This window comes from Rhodococcus sp. UFZ-B548, from assembly GCF_903819475.1.
In the GTDB taxonomy this organism is placed as follows: Bacteria; Actinomycetota; Actinomycetes; order Mycobacteriales; family Mycobacteriaceae; genus Rhodococcus_F; species Rhodococcus_F erythropolis.
Genome location: NZ_CAIJDS010000069.1, coordinates 1 through 15,040, shown reverse-complemented (window position 1 = coordinate 15,040; position 15,040 = coordinate 1). Strand labels below are relative to the sequence as shown.

The following is a 15,040-nucleotide window of genomic DNA, read 5'->3' as shown; positions in this document are numbered from 1 at the left end:
GCGGACAACTCAGTTGGCCGGGGTCAGCAAGGAATCGGCCTCGACCGAATCCGTCAGTACCCCGTACTTGACCAGCAGTTCGATCTCCGTGCCGAGAGCACCCGGTTCCACTACTGCGACGAACTGAGGATTCTTGCTGCTGGCCAGCATTTCGAGCGGAATCTTGGCTTGTGTCGAGAGTGCAGCCTTGACGGCGCCCGGATTCTGATTGGCGTAGTCGACGGATTTGGCAAGCGCCGTGCGGAATTTGGCGAGTGAGTCCGGGTTCGCGTCGACAAACGATTCCGAAGCGACCAGCGAGGTCCCTGGCACACCGGGCGCGGCCAAGGGGAAGGGGTGGCCGAGGATCTTCAGCCCCGAGTCGGTTGCTTTGCTCAGGAACGGATCGATGAGGAATGCCGCATCGGCTCCGCCAGTGGAAACAAGGTCGCCGAGGTTGGGCATGGGCGCCTGAATGAACGAGATCTTGTCCGCTGCTCCACCGGACTTCTCCACCGCAGCAGAGATGACTGCCTCGCTGACGGACTTCAATCCGCTGATCGCAACGGTTTTGCCTTCGAGGTCACGGAAGCCGCTGATGGAACTGTCTTTGGCGACGACGAGGCCGGACTGGTCGACGCCGTCACTCGCGGCAAAATTCGTGAGTCCTCCGACGATGGTGACGGGCATGTTCTGGCTGCGTGCCTGAATTGCGGCGGCGGCGGTCGTGGCTGCCATATCTGCATTTCCGCTGAGCAGCAACGGAATTTGAGCCGAGGAACTAGCACCGCCCTCGACGAGTTGGATGTCGAGTCCTTCGTCGGTGAAGTATCCCTGCTCCATTCCGAGCCAGATCGGTGCGAAGTCTGCGATCGGCTGAGGCGCGATTCGAATCGTGGTGGTCTGGGTGCCCCCGTCGTCGGAGGCCGTGGCGTCGCTCGAGCAGCCGGTCAGTGCCAATGCTGCGGTCGCGACCGCAGCTAGGGCAACAACTCTGAACCGTGGTGTCGACCGAAGGGTATGTCCAACCGTCATGTCCGAAAGCCTCTCGCTGGGAAAGATATGACTTCCTTGCCGGTAATCCGGTGGGAAGGTGAAGACGCTCAAAGAATTCCGTACGCCGGAACGATTGTTGTGACTATAGTAATTTCCAAGACGAATGCCAAGGGTTTTCCAAGAACACGAGATTTCGGATCGCCGGGTACATCCACGGCACCGGGAGGGGATCGGATGACGAAGGGTTCTGCGTCCGCCGTCGACAAAGCGCTGGATCTACTCGAGGCCATCGCGCGCTCGACCACGCCGATGAAGCTCAGCGAACTGGCAGAAGAAGTCGGGATGCTCCGCCCGACTGCGCACCGAGTGCTCGGAGAACTCGCGAACCGTGGTTGGGTCTTCCGCTACGACGGTCGCTATCTCCCCGGCCCGGCTGCACTGCAGGTTTCCCACGAAGCGGCAGCGCACTCGTTGGCGGCCTTGTGCGATCCGACCATGCGGGTGCTGTCCGAGAGCACCGACATGATGGTGAATCTGCAGGTTCTCGAGAGCGGCGGAACGCGGATCATCGCGGCGCTGCGTCCCGAGAGACTCAAGATGATCACTCGGATGCTCGGGGATCTGCTTCCGCCGCACCGGTTCGCGGGTCCGCTCGCGTTGGTCGCGGCACTCGAGGACAACACCCGGGCGCCCTACCTGGCGATGGTGGAGAAGAGCGGCTATCCACTGGAAGGCCCCACCGGCTTTCTCGCCGACATAGCCGAGACGCAGAAAACCGGATTCGCCGTTGTACACAAACGATCTCAGGACATCATCGGTTCGGTCTCGCGTGCAGTGTCTTCCCGCAAGGGATCTCCGCTCTGCGCGTTGACGGTGATCGGGTTCGATACCGACTTCGATGCGAAAACGACGCGAATGGTCGAAGAACACCTGCTGCGGGCCACCGATGAAGTGCAGCAACTCCTCACTGACCACACTTCGGGCAAGCGCCCGTCCGACACAGGAGAAGAAGGATGATTTCACGGACCGAGGGCTTCATCACCGTCGCAGACGGCGAACGGGTCTGGTACGAGACTGCCGGCGAAGGCCCGGATCTGATTCTCACGCACGGTCTCGGCGGCAACGCCGCGGTCTGGTACCAACAGGTACCGTACTTCGCTCAGCATTATCGGGTAATCAGCTGGGATCAGCGAGGATTCGGCCGGTCCACCAACGAAAAGGGCAACCACGGCCCGGTAGCGGCAGTCTCGGATCTGATCGAAATCATGAACCTGTTGGAGGTCGATCGAGCGCACGTGGTCGGCCAGTCGATGGGCGGTTGGGCCGCATTGGGGACCGCGATCGCTGTTCCGGAGCGGGTGGAGTCGGTAGTCCTGGCCTGCACGACCGGCGGCATTCCCGTCGGATTCGGTCCGGACGGCGCACCTCCCCTCACCGCGGCGCCCGTCACGGCGCGGCCACTGGGGGAACACCCCGCTGTGGGCGGACGGTTGCCGAGCTTGGACATGGCGAGGGCATACCTGTACCAAGCTCTCGGCACCTTCGGTCATCGCCCACCTGACACCGAGTTCTTCCGAATTCTCAAGGCCCACAACTACTCGCCGAGCGATCTTGCCGCGGTGACGGCGCCGGTTCTGCTGATCGCGGGTGAGCTGGACGATTTGATGACACCCGAGCGGATTCGCAGCGCCGCCGAGTTCCTGCCCCACGCCGAAGTGGTCGAACTTGCCGACCGCGGCCACTCCCCCTACTTCGAGGACCCACACGCGTGGAACGAGTTGGTGGCGCACTTCCTGGCCGATGTTCGTGCCCGCCCAGTGCGCTGAAACACCAACTCGTCACGCATATTCCAACTCCGAGGAGATCTAATGGATTCATCTCAGACCGTCGAGTTCATCCCACCCGCTTTCGATACGCCATTCTCCACCGGAGTGCGCGTCGGAGACGTTCTGTATCTGTCGGGTCAGATCGGCATGCTCCCGGACGGGACTTTGGCCGACGGCTTCGAAGCGCAGGCTCGACAGACCATGGAGAACATCGTGGCTTCGCTGATCGCTTACGGTTCCGGCGTCGAAGCAATCTTCAAATGCACTGTCATGCTTGACGACATGTCTCGTTGGCAGGAGTTCAACAAGGTCTACCTCGAGTACTTCCCGGCGTCGAGACTGCCGGCCCGCAGTGCGTTCGGAACAGATGGACTGGCGCTGGGTGCGCACATGGAGGTCGAATGCATGGCGTACACACCGCGGGTCTGACTGCTCGCGGGCACTAGCCGTCCCAATCCACACGTTCAGCCAGGCGCAGCAACGTGCGTCGGCGTGTAGTGCTGGTTTCGCCGATGTGCGCGATCCGGCCGTAGATGTGGGCGCGGAAGTTCTCGATTCCGTCCCGATTCTGTTCCTGCGCAGAAGTACTGGCGGCATTGTGCAGCAGGGCACGCAAGCGATCGTAGTCGTCACGCGGATACGACGGTTGGTCGTTGATCACCAGTCCGGTGAGGTGTTGGCGTCGATGAGGGCGCATCACCTTGGTCTTTCGTGGATGGATGGCAAACCCTTCGTCCCTGGCGATCTGCTCGACGCTCCAGAGGAGGGTTCCGACGTCGGCTACTTCGATTCCGGAGAACGCGAGATCGTCGGCGTATCGGGTGTAGGTGAGCCAGTTTGCTTGTGCGAGTCCACTCAAGCGGATATCGAGTTTGCGCGCGACGAGATTCGCCAGTGCAGGCGAAGTTGGCGCGCCTTGCGGAAGATGCGCGGTGCGTAGCTGTGATGCCTGTGCATACGGTAGGCCGCGCAGGGTATCGGCAGGTGTTGCAACAGTGCACAATCCGGTGAGAACTCCTGCCACTGCGGGTGGATAGCCGAGGGCTGTGAAGACGGCGTGAACGCGGCTGCCGCTGATCGAGGGGAAGAACTGCGCGAGGTCGACGCCGATCACGATTTCCGACTGTGCGTGCGGCGCTGCAAAAGTCAGAGGGCTTCGACCACGGACGAATCCGTGTGCCGCGTCGTGAGGGGCCACCTGGTCGAGTATGCGGCGCAGAATCTTGCGCTGAACTTCGCGCAATCGAGGTTTCGGTACCTCGAGGAGGCGAGCGCCGGTCTTCTTGCTGATCTGCATGGGCCGGTAGTGGCGTAGCGGTAGGGGTTTCGTGCGGAGCCATTCCCCTCGGTCGGCAAACCACTCGAGTTCGGAGATCGTCAGATCCAGTGAACGAGCCAGGTCCACACTGGTGTTGTAGCGGGGAACGTCGAACCGCCACACCGAGGATTCATTGGTGTCCAGTGAGAGAGGAACAGGCCGCAGGCGAGGTAGTTCGCGAAGCAATCGGTACAGAGTCTGCGGTTCGAACGGTGGGGCGGGCATGAGGTCGAGAACGCGCACGGCCAGGAGCGTCGGGGAAACACCGAAGACGGTTCCGAATGCCTCCTCGAGGCCGCTGAGGGTCCACGGAGCGTCAGCAGCCGCAACGGCCAGACGACGCGCCAACTCGGGATCGAGCTCGAAGTCACGCATGATTCGACTCCGGGATGCGACGGGGCGGGGTGACCAAATCCTTTGTCCGGTGCGGCGGCAAGCACGCGGAGCGTGCCGAACGCCGGTGGACGCAGTATCCAATTCTTCTGGCCGACCCAGGGGTTACCCCTGAGACTGGTCGCGTGGACCAACTCTCACCCACGCGCCGCCGCATCTCTTCACAATGGCAGACCGTTCGGTATCTGTCACGTGTGAAGCGGATCTGTCAGGTGTGGGCCCTCAGATCGACGAACGATCCGAACCGACGAACTCGCTGATCCACGGCACGACTGCTTCGCGGACGGTGACCGCCTGCGGCAGTAGTCCGTTGCTCAGCAGGAGATCGGCCGCGCGCTGCTGCTCGTCGAGGAACTCGTCGGTGACCGGGTTGACACCGAAAGGACGTCCGCGCAGTGCAGCTTCCCAGGCATCGATGCTCGCGGACCCGCCACGCTTCTCGATGTCGTCGACGAAGATCTGCGCGGCTTCGCGGGGGTTGGCTTCGATCCAGGCGTCGGATTCCTGCAGGGCCTCGATGATCGCCTGGAGGGCCTCCGGGTTGGTATCCGCGAAATCGCGCCGGGTGAACCACAGTGAGGGGTGGCTGAAGAGTCCGTCGGTGGCGATCAGCGTGCGCAGTTCGTGGTTCGCTTCGATGTCGGTCAGCCCCGGGTACGCCCCTACCCAGGCATCGATGGTGCCGTCGACGAGGTCCGCTCCACCACCGCGCACGTCGGTGTCGACAGGGACGATGTCGGACCAGGTCAGCCCCGCCTGATCCAAGGCGAACAACAAAAGTGTGGTCTGCCATGATCCGTGCGCGATGCCGACGCGCTTGCCGCGCAGGTCCTCTACCGTGTTGATCTCGGACTCTGCCTTGACTACCAGGCGCCCGTTCTCCACGCGGGGGCCGGAGATTCCGATGTAGACGAGATCGCGGCCCTGAGCCAATCCGGTGACCGGCGGCGTGAATCCGGTTCCGATCACATCGTATCCGCCCTCCTCGAACAGCCAGTCCGAGTGCAGGGCCGGCAAGGCGTTTTCCGGGTTCACTGCAGGCTTGGCGGGAAGCTCACGCAGGTCCACCCACTCGACATCGGGGAGACGGCGCTCGAGGATTCCGGTGTGGCGCAGTACGAACAGCGAATTGTTGTGTGGGAAGTATCCGACGCGAACGGTCATGAGATCTACGCTTTCCTGTTCTGAATCAGTGATGGGGGTGGCTAGATGAGGCCGCGTCGACGCGCCTCGTCGGCGAGTCCGCTACGGCCCCACTGGACAGTGAGGTTGGACGGATCGAATTCGACCGAACCGCCGAGGGTTTCGGCGATCGCCTGGAACTGCGCGCCTTCCTCGAGGAGGACGACGAACTTCGCGAGGTCGAGCAACCCGCTGCGGCCGATGACGTTGACCCCGCCGTTGGCTTCGAAGATCGCCACCAGATCGGGATCGTGTTCGAGACGCTCGAGAATGAACTCGCCCGCAGAACGGGACCGATCGATGTGCGGCGGAATCTCTCGGGAGAGCGTCAGCCTCTGCGAAGCCGCATAGCGGATGGGCAACGTCCGATGGGTCTGGGCCCAACCGCCGAGCCACGGAGTGTGGATGTGGACAACGCTGGTGATTTCCGGATGCTCACGGAACACTGACGCGTAGCCGGTGACAAAACCGGCCGATCCGTTGCCGGAGAGCACCTCTCCATCGAACGTAGCAACAACCGGTGACACCGACGGATCGTCCGCCCACGGTCCCGGGTCGTTCAGGGCGACCGCGATTTCGGTGCCGGGTACGCGTTCGACGAAGTTCACGGTCCCGTTGGCTGCAACCGTTCCAGTCTTGCGGAAGACGTCGAATGCCTTGTCTGCTGCTTTGCGCGCTGCTTCGACGAATGCTGCGGTATCGGCGTCGAGTCGAGTTTCGGTGGTGGTCATCGAGTCTCCAGTCCAGAAGGTGTGATCGGGGTGCGCTGCAGGAGGGGAAGAACTTCTTCGCCGACGCGGTATGCCTCTTCGAGATGCGGGTTACCCGCGAGGATGAAGGCGTCGACGCCCAGCTCGCGCAGCTCGTCGAGTCTTTCGGCGACCTGTTCGTAGCTGCCGACCAGTCCGAACGCCGGTCCGCCGCGGATGAGGCTGAAGCCACACCACACGTTGGGCTGCACTTCCAGATCTCGGTAACCGGTGATGTGTTCGGGCACCCACCCCTTGATGCGGGCGGCGCCCACCGAATCACCCTGCGCTGCGCGGTCGGCGGCCCCCTTGTCGACGAAGGCCCAGCCTTTCTCGATCTCGGCCCAGGCGGCTTCTTCGGTGTGCCGGGCAACGACGTCGATGCGTACGGCGAACTTCGGGGTGCGGCCCAGCTTGGCCGAATTCTCCCGCACGCCGTCGATCTTGGCTCTCAGATCGGCGTACGGTTCCAGCCAGGAAAGGTAATAGTCGGAGTGCAGTCCGGCGGCGGCGACGGCTGCTGCCGAAGATCCGGAGAAGTACACCTCGGGAAACGGCTGGCCGGCAAGTCCGGGTGGCAGTGCAGCGCCGTGGGTTTGGAAGAAGCGACCGTCGAAGTCGAAAGGTTCGCCGTCCCACACACCCTTGAGCACATCGAGGAACTCGGATGTCCTGGTGTAGCGATCGTCATGGTCGACTTTGTCGCCCCACCAGAGCTGAGGCGCTCCGCCTCCGCCACTGATGATGTTGTAAACCAGACGTCCGCCTGTTGCTCGCTGCAGACTGGCCGACATCCGCGCGGCCTGCACCGGGTGAAGGAACCCTGGTTGGAACGCGACCATGAAACGGTACGTGGTGGTCTCGGCGGCCAACGCTGCTGCGGTCGCCCACGGATCCTCGGTCATCGGGAAGGACGGCAGCAGTCCACCGAGGAAGCCTGCAGACTCGGAAGCCTTTGCCACTGCGGCCATGTGGTCGATGTAGCTGTATCCGTCCAACTCGCCGCTGCGGATCGCGGGAGCGATGTTGCCCGGCCCGTATCCACCGGCATCGCCGCGGTTGTAGCGACGCGGAGTACGCAGCGACGCGTGGTCGCCTTCCATCCCGATCCGCCAATAGAAATCGATGCTCATGCGGTGGCCTTCTCTTCTGGGGTGGCCTTCTCTTCCTTGCGGATCCGACCCTCGGGATCGACCAGGTGCAGGAGATGCTCGCCCGCCCGGTGCAGCTCTTCGATGTGTGGTCGACCTGACAGGACGAAACCGTCCACGCCGAGATCGCGATACGACGACAATCGCTGCGCCACTTCCTCGTAGCTTCCGACGAGGCCGATACTGTGCTCGTAGCCGATGCGGTCGAATCCGGACCACAGGATGCCGCCCCGATCGATCTCGAGTGCAGCGGAATCGGCTTCTCTCAGTTGTCGTTCGACGCGAGCCCAGGCTTCGTCGGCTGTCTCCCTCGCGATGATCGGGATGCGCAGGACCTTCTCGACGGTCCTGCCGAGTTCGGATGCTCGGTCGTCGAGGGTGGTGATCCGTGTCGACAACTCGTCACCGGAAAGGGTGAACTGATGGACATCGGCATGGTGGGCCGAGAGTTCCAGAGCTTCCGGTGAGTCTCCGGTCAGATGTACTCGGGGAAAACGGAGTCCCGACAAGATGCCTCGGAATCCGCCGCCGAGTACGTCGTAGTATTCGCCGTCGAAGTCGTAACCCGTGCCGCCGAATCCGCCGGGCAGAATCTGTTCCTCGTTCCACACGCCGCGTGCGACGGTCAGGAACTCCGCGGCGCGCGCGTAGCGGTCGGCTCCTCGAACCACGTCTCCGCGAGCAGCGGCGTCTTCGGGGTCCGTCTCTACCTTCACTCGCCATTCGAGACGACCTGCCGACAGGCGCTGAAGTGTCGCCGACATTTTGGCGGCGTAGACGGGGGTGCCGAAAGTGGGGTGAAACTCCACGACCACTCGCGAATGACGCGTCTGACGTAGGGCGGCGGCAGCAACGATCCAGGATTCTTCGCCATTCGGATCGTACGGTGCGACAACGCCGTCGACGCCCGACAGTTCGGCTGCGAGAACGATCTGTGCCAATTCGTCGAAGGGCCCGAAGTTTCCGGGGCGAACATCGGTCGCGACGGTAGTCGGTCGCTGTGGCCCGAAGCCGCCGCGACTGTTCAGCGCGGCCACTGCCCGGCGTCCGTCACCGCGCGAGGGCAGCTCCCAGTAGACGTCCGTCATTCTTCTGTGCCCTTCTGCGCGGCGACAAGTGCGCGTGCCTGTTCCAGTGGTTCGTGCGCCAACCAGGACTGCAGGTCGAAGTCGGCGGCAAGGAAGCCATGCGCATACAGGAATTGTTTCTGCACGCCGAGCAGGTCCACACGCTCGTCCGACAGGCTCAAATGCAGTCCGGTGTGGAAGTTCTCGCCGTACGCTGCCACCACACCTTCGGGCCCGGACTGTGTTTCGGTCTGCAGCACGGCTCGGACCTCGTCGATGTTGGCTGCGGCCCAGTCCGCTGCTCTCAGGCTCTCGGCGAGGAAACCGACGACGATGTCCGGGCGCTGTTCGAGTAGGTCGGCATGAACCGTGATCGGTCGTGGGGTGCCGTTGTTCACGCGATCACGGAGGGATGCAGTGGAATCGAGATCGACGGCCACGGCGAGGCCGTGTTCGCGGGCAACTTCCTGGGCGCGGGCGCCCTTGACGTAGATGGCATCGACGTCGCCGCGGAGCAGGGATTCGACACCCCACGTCGTGTTGCGGGTGGACGAGGCGGTGCGGACCTCGGGGGCTGCGGTCGTCGCAACCTCGACGAGGGTGACGTCGGCAAAACTCAACTCGCCCAGTCGAAGTGCGGAGGCGAAGCCGTGCAGGGCCATGGCGCGAGGAAAGCTCCTGGCCTGATCCGCCGCCCAGGCCGGGATTCCGATCCGAGCGCCGGCCAGAAGACCTGCTTCTCGGATGTCGGAGTCTCCGCGCACCAGGATTGCCTGGGCCTCGTCGATCCAGGTGAGCCCGATGAGCCGCGTCGGAGAACCACTGGCACGCGCGGCCAGTGCGGGGACGTTGCCGCCCTCGCGAATGAGTCCGGAGAGGTGGTGATCGAAATGGCGCACTGCCAATTCCGGTCCGGCATCTTGCAGTACGCCGAAACGCACTCCGGATTCGTTTGCCGTCCGGTCGAGCCAACCGAGACTGTTGGCGAGACCGCTGGCGGTGGGAACGGGGCAGCGGGTGTACCAGAGTGTGTCGATTGCGGAATCAGCGATCAATGTCATGACTGTCCTGTCCGTCGGGGAAGGTGCGGCCGACACCGAGTTCCTTCAGGAAACTCGCTCGGTAGCGCAAAGATTCGGGATCGTTCCGATCGCGGGGGCGTGGCAGGTCGATGTCGACGTCCACGGCAAACCCGCCCTTGTCGAGGATGAGCACGCGGTCGGCAAGTCGTACGGCTTCGTCGACGTCGTGCGTGACGAGTAGTACGGCCGGACGGTGGCGGGCGACCAGATCGCCTACCAAGTCTTGCATTTGGAGCCTGGTCAAAGCGTCGAGGGCCGCGAACGGTTCGTCGAGCAGTAATAGTTCAGGTTCGCGAACGAGAGCGCGCGCCAATGCGACGCGTTGGGCCTCGCCGCCGGAGAGGGTGGCCGGCCAGGCGCGGTGCTTGTCCGCGAGGTTGACCTCGGAGAGTGCGTTGCGTGCATTGTCGGTCACCTGACGTGACCGTTTCTGTCCGACTGTGACATTGGCCAGAACTCGCTTCGACGGTATCAATCGCGGTTCCTGGTAGACGACCGTACGGTCGCGCGGAACCAGCACCTCGCCGCTGTCCGGTGCTTCCAAACCGGAGAGCACTCGCAACAGGGTTGTCTTGCCGGTACCGCTGGGGCCGAGGAGAACGACGAACTCTCCGCGTGTGATCTCGAGGTCGATACCACCCAGAACAGTCTTGTCACCGAACGACTTCCGCACTCCGGTGAGTGAGACTGCCACTGGTGATCCGGCTCGTCGTTCGGCCGCAGTGGTGCCGGTCCGCTCACGCGTTGCCAACGGCGGGAGAGGTGCTTCGGTGGTCGGCAGCGAGCCGACGGTCGTGTTCGTCATCGCGCCACCGACAATCTCCGCCACGGCATGGAGTACCGCTCGATCAGCCTGACGACGGCGTCGAAGATGAGACCCAGCGCCGCGTACATGACGATGCACAGAACCATGTAATCGGTGCGGTTGTATTCCTGCGCCAGAGTGACCAGGTATCCGATGCCCTCACGTGTGCCGACCTGCTCGGCGGCGATCAATCCGGTGATGCTGAGCGACAGGCAGATTCGAAGCCCCATCAGAACACCGGGGAGGGCGGTCGGAAGAATCGCTCCGAACACCAGTCGCCAACCTGTCAGTCCGAAACCCTGTGCCGCTTCCACCATCTTGCGATCGACCCCGCGCACTCCCAGGTAGGTGTACGCGTACATGGGGGCGACGGTCGCGACCGCGATCAGGACCACCTTGAAAGTTTCGTCGATACCGAACCAGGCGATGAACAGCGGAACGAGCGCGAGGAACGGAACCGCGCGATTGATCTGCATGGTCGAGTCGATCAGTTCTTCACCGAGCGAGGAGAGACCGGACAGAACCCCGAGCACCAATCCGACGATCACACCGACCGAAACACCGAGTGCAGCACGTTGAAGCGACGCGAGACCGAAGTCGACCAACTGACCCGACTGGTACAGCTCGGCGAATGCCGTCCACACCGCCGGAGGACCGGCCAGGATCTCTTCGCGGATCAGTCCGGTAGCGGATCCGATCCACCATCCGGCAACCAGCAGCGCGGGCACGAGGAAGCGGAGGGGGATCGAGACCCACTTGGGCCTGCTGCGATTGCGCCGGTAGCGGGGCGTTTCGAGTTGCGGATGCTCCACTGACGGCGACGCCGTTCGTGCGGGCCGGGTCAGCGTCACCATCGGGTCACTTCCCCTCGGTGGTGGGCGCTGCCGCTGCCGAACCTGCCACAGCACCCTGGAGGTCGAAGATCACGTCGCTGCCCTTGAGGGGCTGCTGGATCACCTTGTTCTCGGCGAACAGCGTGGAGATGGATTCGAGGTCGGTAGCGTCGGCTGCAGTCGGATAGCGGAAGTTGGTGATCTGGCCGCCCAGGGTGATCGCGTCGTCGAGCCGCTGTCCGGAGAGTGCACGCGGACCGGTCTGTTCGAAGACGTTCTCGAAGGCTGCTGGGTCGGCCTGCTGCTTCGCGGTGAGTTCCTGGGTGACCTCGAGGAACTTCTGGACCACCTCGGGATGGGCTTCGAGTACTGCGGTGCGGCCGGCGATGATGGTGCTGTCCACGGAGTCGATGCTCGCCTCGGTTGCGATCTCGACCGCGCCCTTGGCCTTCGCCTCCTGATACGGAATCAGGAACGATGCCCACGCGTCGACCTGCCCGGTGGAGAACGCCGACGCGGCGTCTGCCTGTTGCAGCGGAACGCGTTCGACGGAATCGATCGGCACTCCGGCCTGTGTCAGGGCCTTGAGCGTGATGTACTCGCCCTTACCTGCAGGGTTGACGGCGATGCGCTTGCCAGCCAGATCTGCGACGGTCTTGATTCCGGATTCCGGAGTGGCGATGATGCCGGCCTGGTCCTTGTTGTACGGGTCGGACGTGGCGAAGATGCGGACACCCACGTCCTTGGACAGTGCGCCGACGACGGGACTGTATGCGCCGGTTTGGATGTCGAGTTCTCCGCTGTTGAACAGTTTGAGGTTGGAGCTGAATCCCGGTGTGGTCTTGACCCATTCGATCTTTGCGCCCAGCGGTGCCAGCGCCTCGTCGTAGGTTCCGTCACGCTTGCCGACGGCGATGGCACCGGAGTTTCCGGGATCGAAGACTTTGAGCGTGAAGTCGGCGCTGGAATTGCCTGCGGCGCTGTCGGAATCGGAAGACCCACACGCCACCGCCAACCCGGCCAGCGGGATCATGGCGAGCGCAGCGGCAGCTCGTGGCAGTCGGCGGAAGCGGGACATGTATGTGGCTCCTTCAGGCGTTGATTCGTCAGAACTGACGACGATGACGCTATTGGGTGCGTGTCTGTTTTACCCCCGTTTGTTTTCTGGAGATTGGAAATCTTGACAACATCGGAAGTCTGTTCATCTGGGCTTTTGTGGGTCCGCGTCTGGTTCCTTTCCACCTGATGGAAAGGATGGCCGGACTGCTGGGTCCGTGTTAGCGTCCGATTCTCAGGTCGATCAGGCCACAGCGAAAGGATCGTTCGTGACGGACGCACGCGGCGCGGGAGTTCAGACGGTAACCCGTGCCCTGACCATGCTCACATGTTTTCGCAGTGGCGAAGAACTGGGAGTCTCGGAAGTTGCGCGGCGACAAGAGCTTGCGGTCAGCACCACGCATCGATTGCTGCAGTCGCTCGTCGACGCGGGGTTCCTCGAGAAGGACGACGCAACCAGTCGGTATCGCATCGGCGCGGCGCTGGCGGCCTACGGACAGGTCTCCTACCGGCAGCATCGGATCTATCTGTCCGAGCCCTATTTGGAGCAATTGGCCGCGACGACAGGAGCATCCGCCTCCCTGGCAGTGCGAAGTGGAAGTGAGGTGGTGTTGCTCGGATTCAGCCGATGGCGCGAGGCCGACGGGCACGTGCTCCAGGGTGTCCGCCTTCCCTTGCATGCGAGCGCACTCGGGAAAGCGTTTCTGGCGTGGTCCGATGTCGACGATTCCGAGCTCGCTGCGCTGCCACGTGAAGCGACCACTCAGCGTGCGATCACCGATGTTGCCGGTATCCGCCGGGAATTGGAACTGACTCGTGCGCGAGGATACGGATTCAACGACGAGGAGTTGACCCCGGATTACCGAACGATCGGAATTCCGATCATCGATGGATCCGGCACTGTGCGTTACGCTCTCGGGCTTCGTGGTCCGGTCGAGCTGATGATCGACGAACGGATTCCGTTCCTCGCCGACCTTGCCAAGGTGACTGCGCGACAGATCGGTGAAGTGCTTCTCTGAACTGGCGTGAAGTGCTTGTGGCAGATCCGGCCGAACGTGATTACCGTTGAAGCCGAGGGCGCGATCGCACAATGGCTACGCGACGTGACCGCGTCCTCGCGAGCGTGGAGACGAGTGATGACGACGATCGGTGTCGTTGCCCTGGTGCTGGGCGTCCTGTTGATCGTGGTCGAGGCGCATGCCCCAACCGCGGGGGTGCTCGGTGTGCTTGGAGCACTCATGATCGGTGCCGGCGTCTGGATGCTTTTCACATCCGACGGTATCGGGCAATTGATCGCGATCCCGGTGACGGCGGGGGTCGCGGTAGTCGGCCTGGGCGTGGTGGCGGTAGCGAGTCGAAAAGCGCTTACCGCGCGCCGCGCTCCCGTGCGTACCGGGACGGAATCTCTTGTCGGCTCCGACGCGACCGTTCGCAGTTGGACCGGCGCGCAGGGGCAGGTCGAGCTTGACGGCGGATTATGGAGTGCTCGAATGGAATTCGGGTACGACGACTCTGTGCCTGCCGTGGGCGAATCCGTCGTCGTAGAGCAGGTACGAGGCCTGACTCTGAAAGTGCGCCGTCGTGAACCGTGGGAGCTGCCGCTATGACCACCGTGCTTGTCGTGTTGTCCGTGTTTGTCGTGCTGATTGCAGTCCTTGTGGGAATGTCGGTGAGAGTTCTGCGCGAGTACGAGCGCGCGGTGGTGTTCCGCCTCGGCCGATTGATCACCTTGAAAGGCCCAGGCCTGGTGATTCTGGTGCCGGCGATCGATCGCATGGAACGGGTCAGTCTGCGAACCGTCACGCTGAAAATACCGGTCCAAGAAGTGATTACCCGCGACAATGTTCCTGTGAAGGTCACCGCCGTCACGTACTTTCGGGTCGTCGACGCTGACCGTTCGATAGTCGAAGTCGAGGACTTTCTGGCCGCCACCTCACAGATCGCCCAGACCACACTGCGCTCCATCCTCGGTAAAGCTGAGCTGGACTCGCTGCTATCCGAACGGGAACGCCTCAACGAGGATCTGCAGAAAGTCATCGACCAGCAGACCGAACCGTGGGGCGTCAAGGTCACGACCGTCGAGATCAAGGACGTCGAAATTCCAGCCAACATGCAGCGCGCCATCGCCAGGCAAGCTGAGGCCGAACGTGAACGTCGAGCCAAGATCATCAACGCCGACGCAGAGTTTCAGGCTTCGGCCAAGCTCGCCGAGGCGGCCGAGGTGATCAGCCGCAATCCGACCACCCTGCAATTGCGATATCTGCAGACACTTCACGAGATCGGTAGCGAGAACAACTCCACCGTTGTCTTCCCCTTGCCGCTGGATCTTGTCCGGCCCTTCATGGGCGGCCAAGCGGAGGTTTCCACAGCCACCCAAGAACATGCCTGTTCTGTCTGGAATGCGAAAGTTGTTGATTAGCATCTAGTTTCATCTCGATATTCTCTTGTGTTCGAAACTGTGTTCGAATATGATTGCTGCATGGACAGTCGGGATGCGTGGCAACTGGATGGCGAGGGCCTCAAGAGTGAGGTTCTCGATCTGGTGCGCGCCCGGCACGAGTTGCAGTCGCGGATGGTGTTGTTGATCGTGGAGATGTTTTCCC

At 62.7% G+C, this 15,040-nt stretch carries 16 protein-coding genes; 6 read left to right on the top strand and 10 right to left on the bottom strand.

The annotated features are described in order from the left end of the window. Window positions 1-9 precede the first annotated feature (9 nt). Window positions 10-1,014: an ABC transporter substrate-binding protein gene (locus tag H7C86_RS33595; protein WP_020971397.1), complete on the bottom strand. Its 1,005-nt coding sequence runs from the start codon at window positions 1,012-1,014 to the stop codon at window positions 10-12. 195 nt (window positions 1,015-1,209) lie between these two features. Here H7C86_RS33595 and H7C86_RS33590 point away from each other — a divergent pair, with 195 nt between their 5' ends. From H7C86_RS33590 to H7C86_RS33580, 3 genes are read left to right on the top strand one after another with little or no spacing between them, the layout of a single operon-like run. Continuing rightward, entirely contained in the window at window positions 1,210-1,992 is a 783-nt protein-coding gene (locus H7C86_RS33590; protein ID WP_019746079.1) for an IclR family transcriptional regulator, read from the top strand. Continuing rightward, window positions 1,989-2,801 (top strand): alpha/beta fold hydrolase, encoded by an 813-nt coding sequence (locus H7C86_RS33585; RefSeq protein ID WP_020909738.1) that lies wholly within the window; start codon window positions 1,989-1,991, stop codon window positions 2,799-2,801. The genes H7C86_RS33590 and H7C86_RS33585 overlap by 4 nt, the downstream gene beginning before the upstream one ends. A 42-nt stretch (window positions 2,802-2,843) precedes the next feature. Continuing rightward, window positions 2,844-3,230, top strand: a complete 387-nt coding sequence (locus H7C86_RS33580; protein ID WP_003946047.1) for a RidA family protein — start codon at window positions 2,844-2,846, stop codon at window positions 3,228-3,230. 13 nt (window positions 3,231-3,243) lie between these two features. Here H7C86_RS33580 and H7C86_RS33575 read toward each other — a convergent pair whose 3' ends face one another. From H7C86_RS33575 to H7C86_RS33535, 9 genes are all read right to left on the bottom strand, one after another. Further along, window positions 3,244-4,494 carry a reverse transcriptase family protein gene (locus H7C86_RS33575; protein ID WP_134999333.1) on the bottom strand — a complete coding sequence of 417 codons (1,251 nt, stop codon included), beginning with the start codon at window positions 4,492-4,494 and terminating at the stop codon, window positions 3,244-3,246. Window positions 4,495-4,734: 240 nt separating this feature from the next. Then, window positions 4,735-5,676, bottom strand: a complete 942-nt coding sequence (locus tag H7C86_RS33570) for an ABC transporter substrate-binding protein (protein ID WP_182263177.1) — start codon at window positions 5,674-5,676, stop codon at window positions 4,735-4,737. 41 nt (window positions 5,677-5,717) lie between these two features. Further along, complete coding sequence (locus tag H7C86_RS33565; RefSeq protein ID WP_020909735.1) at window positions 5,718-6,425, bottom strand: class II aldolase/adducin family protein; 708 nt, start codon at window positions 6,423-6,425, stop codon at window positions 5,718-5,720. Beyond that, complete coding sequence (locus tag H7C86_RS33560) at window positions 6,422-7,576, bottom strand: LLM class flavin-dependent oxidoreductase (protein ID WP_097386642.1); 1,155 nt, start codon at window positions 7,574-7,576, stop codon at window positions 6,422-6,424. Before H7C86_RS33560 ends, H7C86_RS33565 begins: the two co-directional genes overlap by 4 nt. Further along, window positions 7,573-8,682, bottom strand: a complete 1,110-nt coding sequence (locus H7C86_RS33555; protein WP_182263176.1) for an LLM class flavin-dependent oxidoreductase — start codon at window positions 8,680-8,682, stop codon at window positions 7,573-7,575. Before H7C86_RS33555 ends, H7C86_RS33560 begins: the two co-directional genes overlap by 4 nt. After that, window positions 8,679-9,722: an ABC transporter substrate-binding protein gene (locus H7C86_RS33550; RefSeq protein WP_134999336.1), complete on the bottom strand. Its 1,044-nt coding sequence runs from the start codon at window positions 9,720-9,722 to the stop codon at window positions 8,679-8,681. Before H7C86_RS33550 ends, H7C86_RS33555 begins: the two co-directional genes overlap by 4 nt. After that, complete coding sequence (locus H7C86_RS33545; RefSeq protein WP_031332129.1) at window positions 9,706-10,548, bottom strand: ABC transporter ATP-binding protein; 843 nt, start codon at window positions 10,546-10,548, stop codon at window positions 9,706-9,708. The genes H7C86_RS33550 and H7C86_RS33545 overlap by 17 nt, the downstream gene beginning before the upstream one ends. Next, a complete protein-coding gene (locus tag H7C86_RS33540) occupies window positions 10,545-11,402 on the bottom strand; it encodes an ABC transporter permease (protein WP_019746071.1) in 858 nt (285 codons plus the stop codon). Before H7C86_RS33540 ends, H7C86_RS33545 begins: the two co-directional genes overlap by 4 nt. Before the next feature lie 4 nt (window positions 11,403-11,406). After that, a complete protein-coding gene (locus H7C86_RS33535; RefSeq protein ID WP_019746070.1) occupies window positions 11,407-12,459 on the bottom strand; it encodes an NrtA/SsuA/CpmA family ABC transporter substrate-binding protein in 1,053 nt (350 codons plus the stop codon). A 247-nt stretch (window positions 12,460-12,706) separates the two neighbouring features. Between H7C86_RS33535 and H7C86_RS33530 the strand changes: the two genes are divergently transcribed. The 3 genes from H7C86_RS33530 to H7C86_RS33520 all read left to right on the top strand — a co-directional run bounded on the left by H7C86_RS33530 (window position 12,707) and on the right by H7C86_RS33520 (window position 14,856). Then, window positions 12,707-13,456, top strand: coding sequence for an IclR family transcriptional regulator (locus H7C86_RS33530; protein ID WP_182263175.1), 750 nt, complete (start codon window positions 12,707-12,709; stop codon window positions 13,454-13,456). A gap of 117 nt (window positions 13,457-13,573) precedes the next feature. Beyond that, complete coding sequence (locus H7C86_RS33525; protein ID WP_020971386.1) at window positions 13,574-14,044, top strand: NfeD family protein; 471 nt, start codon at window positions 13,574-13,576, stop codon at window positions 14,042-14,044. Beyond that, window positions 14,041-14,856, top strand: coding sequence for a slipin family protein (locus H7C86_RS33520; protein ID WP_182263174.1), 816 nt, complete (start codon window positions 14,041-14,043; stop codon window positions 14,854-14,856). Before H7C86_RS33525 ends, H7C86_RS33520 begins: the two co-directional genes overlap by 4 nt. Window positions 14,857-15,040: the final 184 nt, after the last annotated feature.

Bases quoted from the DNA above. Each gene is read 5' to 3' on its own strand.
- H7C86_RS33595 (WP_020971397.1), bottom strand. From the start codon at position 1,014: ATGACGGTTGGACATACCCTTCGGTCGACACCACGGTTCAGAGTTGTT.
- H7C86_RS33590 (WP_019746079.1), top strand. From the start codon at position 1,210: ATGACGAAGGGTTCTGCGTCCGCCGTCGACAAAGCGCTGGATCTACTC.
- H7C86_RS33585 (WP_020909738.1), top strand. From the start codon at position 1,989: ATGATTTCACGGACCGAGGGCTTCATCACCGTCGCAGACGGCGAACGG.
- H7C86_RS33580 (WP_003946047.1), top strand. From the start codon at position 2,844: ATGGATTCATCTCAGACCGTCGAGTTCATCCCACCCGCTTTCGATACG.
- H7C86_RS33575 (WP_134999333.1), bottom strand. From the start codon at position 4,494: ATGCGTGACTTCGAGCTCGATCCCGAGTTGGCGCGTCGTCTGGCCGTT.
- H7C86_RS33570 (WP_182263177.1), bottom strand. From the start codon at position 5,676: ATGACCGTTCGCGTCGGATACTTCCCACACAACAATTCGCTGTTCGTA.
- H7C86_RS33565 (WP_020909735.1), bottom strand. From the start codon at position 6,425: ATGACCACCACCGAAACTCGACTCGACGCCGATACCGCAGCATTCGTC.
- H7C86_RS33560 (WP_097386642.1), bottom strand. From the start codon at position 7,576: ATGAGCATCGATTTCTATTGGCGGATCGGGATGGAAGGCGACCACGCG.
- H7C86_RS33555 (WP_182263176.1), bottom strand. From the start codon at position 8,682: ATGACGGACGTCTACTGGGAGCTGCCCTCGCGCGGTGACGGACGCCGG.
- H7C86_RS33550 (WP_134999336.1), bottom strand. From the start codon at position 9,722: ATGACATTGATCGCTGATTCCGCAATCGACACACTCTGGTACACCCGC.
- H7C86_RS33545 (WP_031332129.1), bottom strand. From the start codon at position 10,548: ATGACGAACACGACCGTCGGCTCGCTGCCGACCACCGAAGCACCTCTC.
- H7C86_RS33540 (WP_019746071.1), bottom strand. From the start codon at position 11,402: ATGGTGACGCTGACCCGGCCCGCACGAACGGCGTCGCCGTCAGTGGAG.
- H7C86_RS33535 (WP_019746070.1), bottom strand. From the start codon at position 12,459: ATGTCCCGCTTCCGCCGACTGCCACGAGCTGCCGCTGCGCTCGCCATG.
- H7C86_RS33525 (WP_020971386.1), top strand. From the start codon at position 13,574: ATGACGACGATCGGTGTCGTTGCCCTGGTGCTGGGCGTCCTGTTGATC.
- H7C86_RS33520 (WP_182263174.1), top strand. From the start codon at position 14,041: ATGACCACCGTGCTTGTCGTGTTGTCCGTGTTTGTCGTGCTGATTGCA.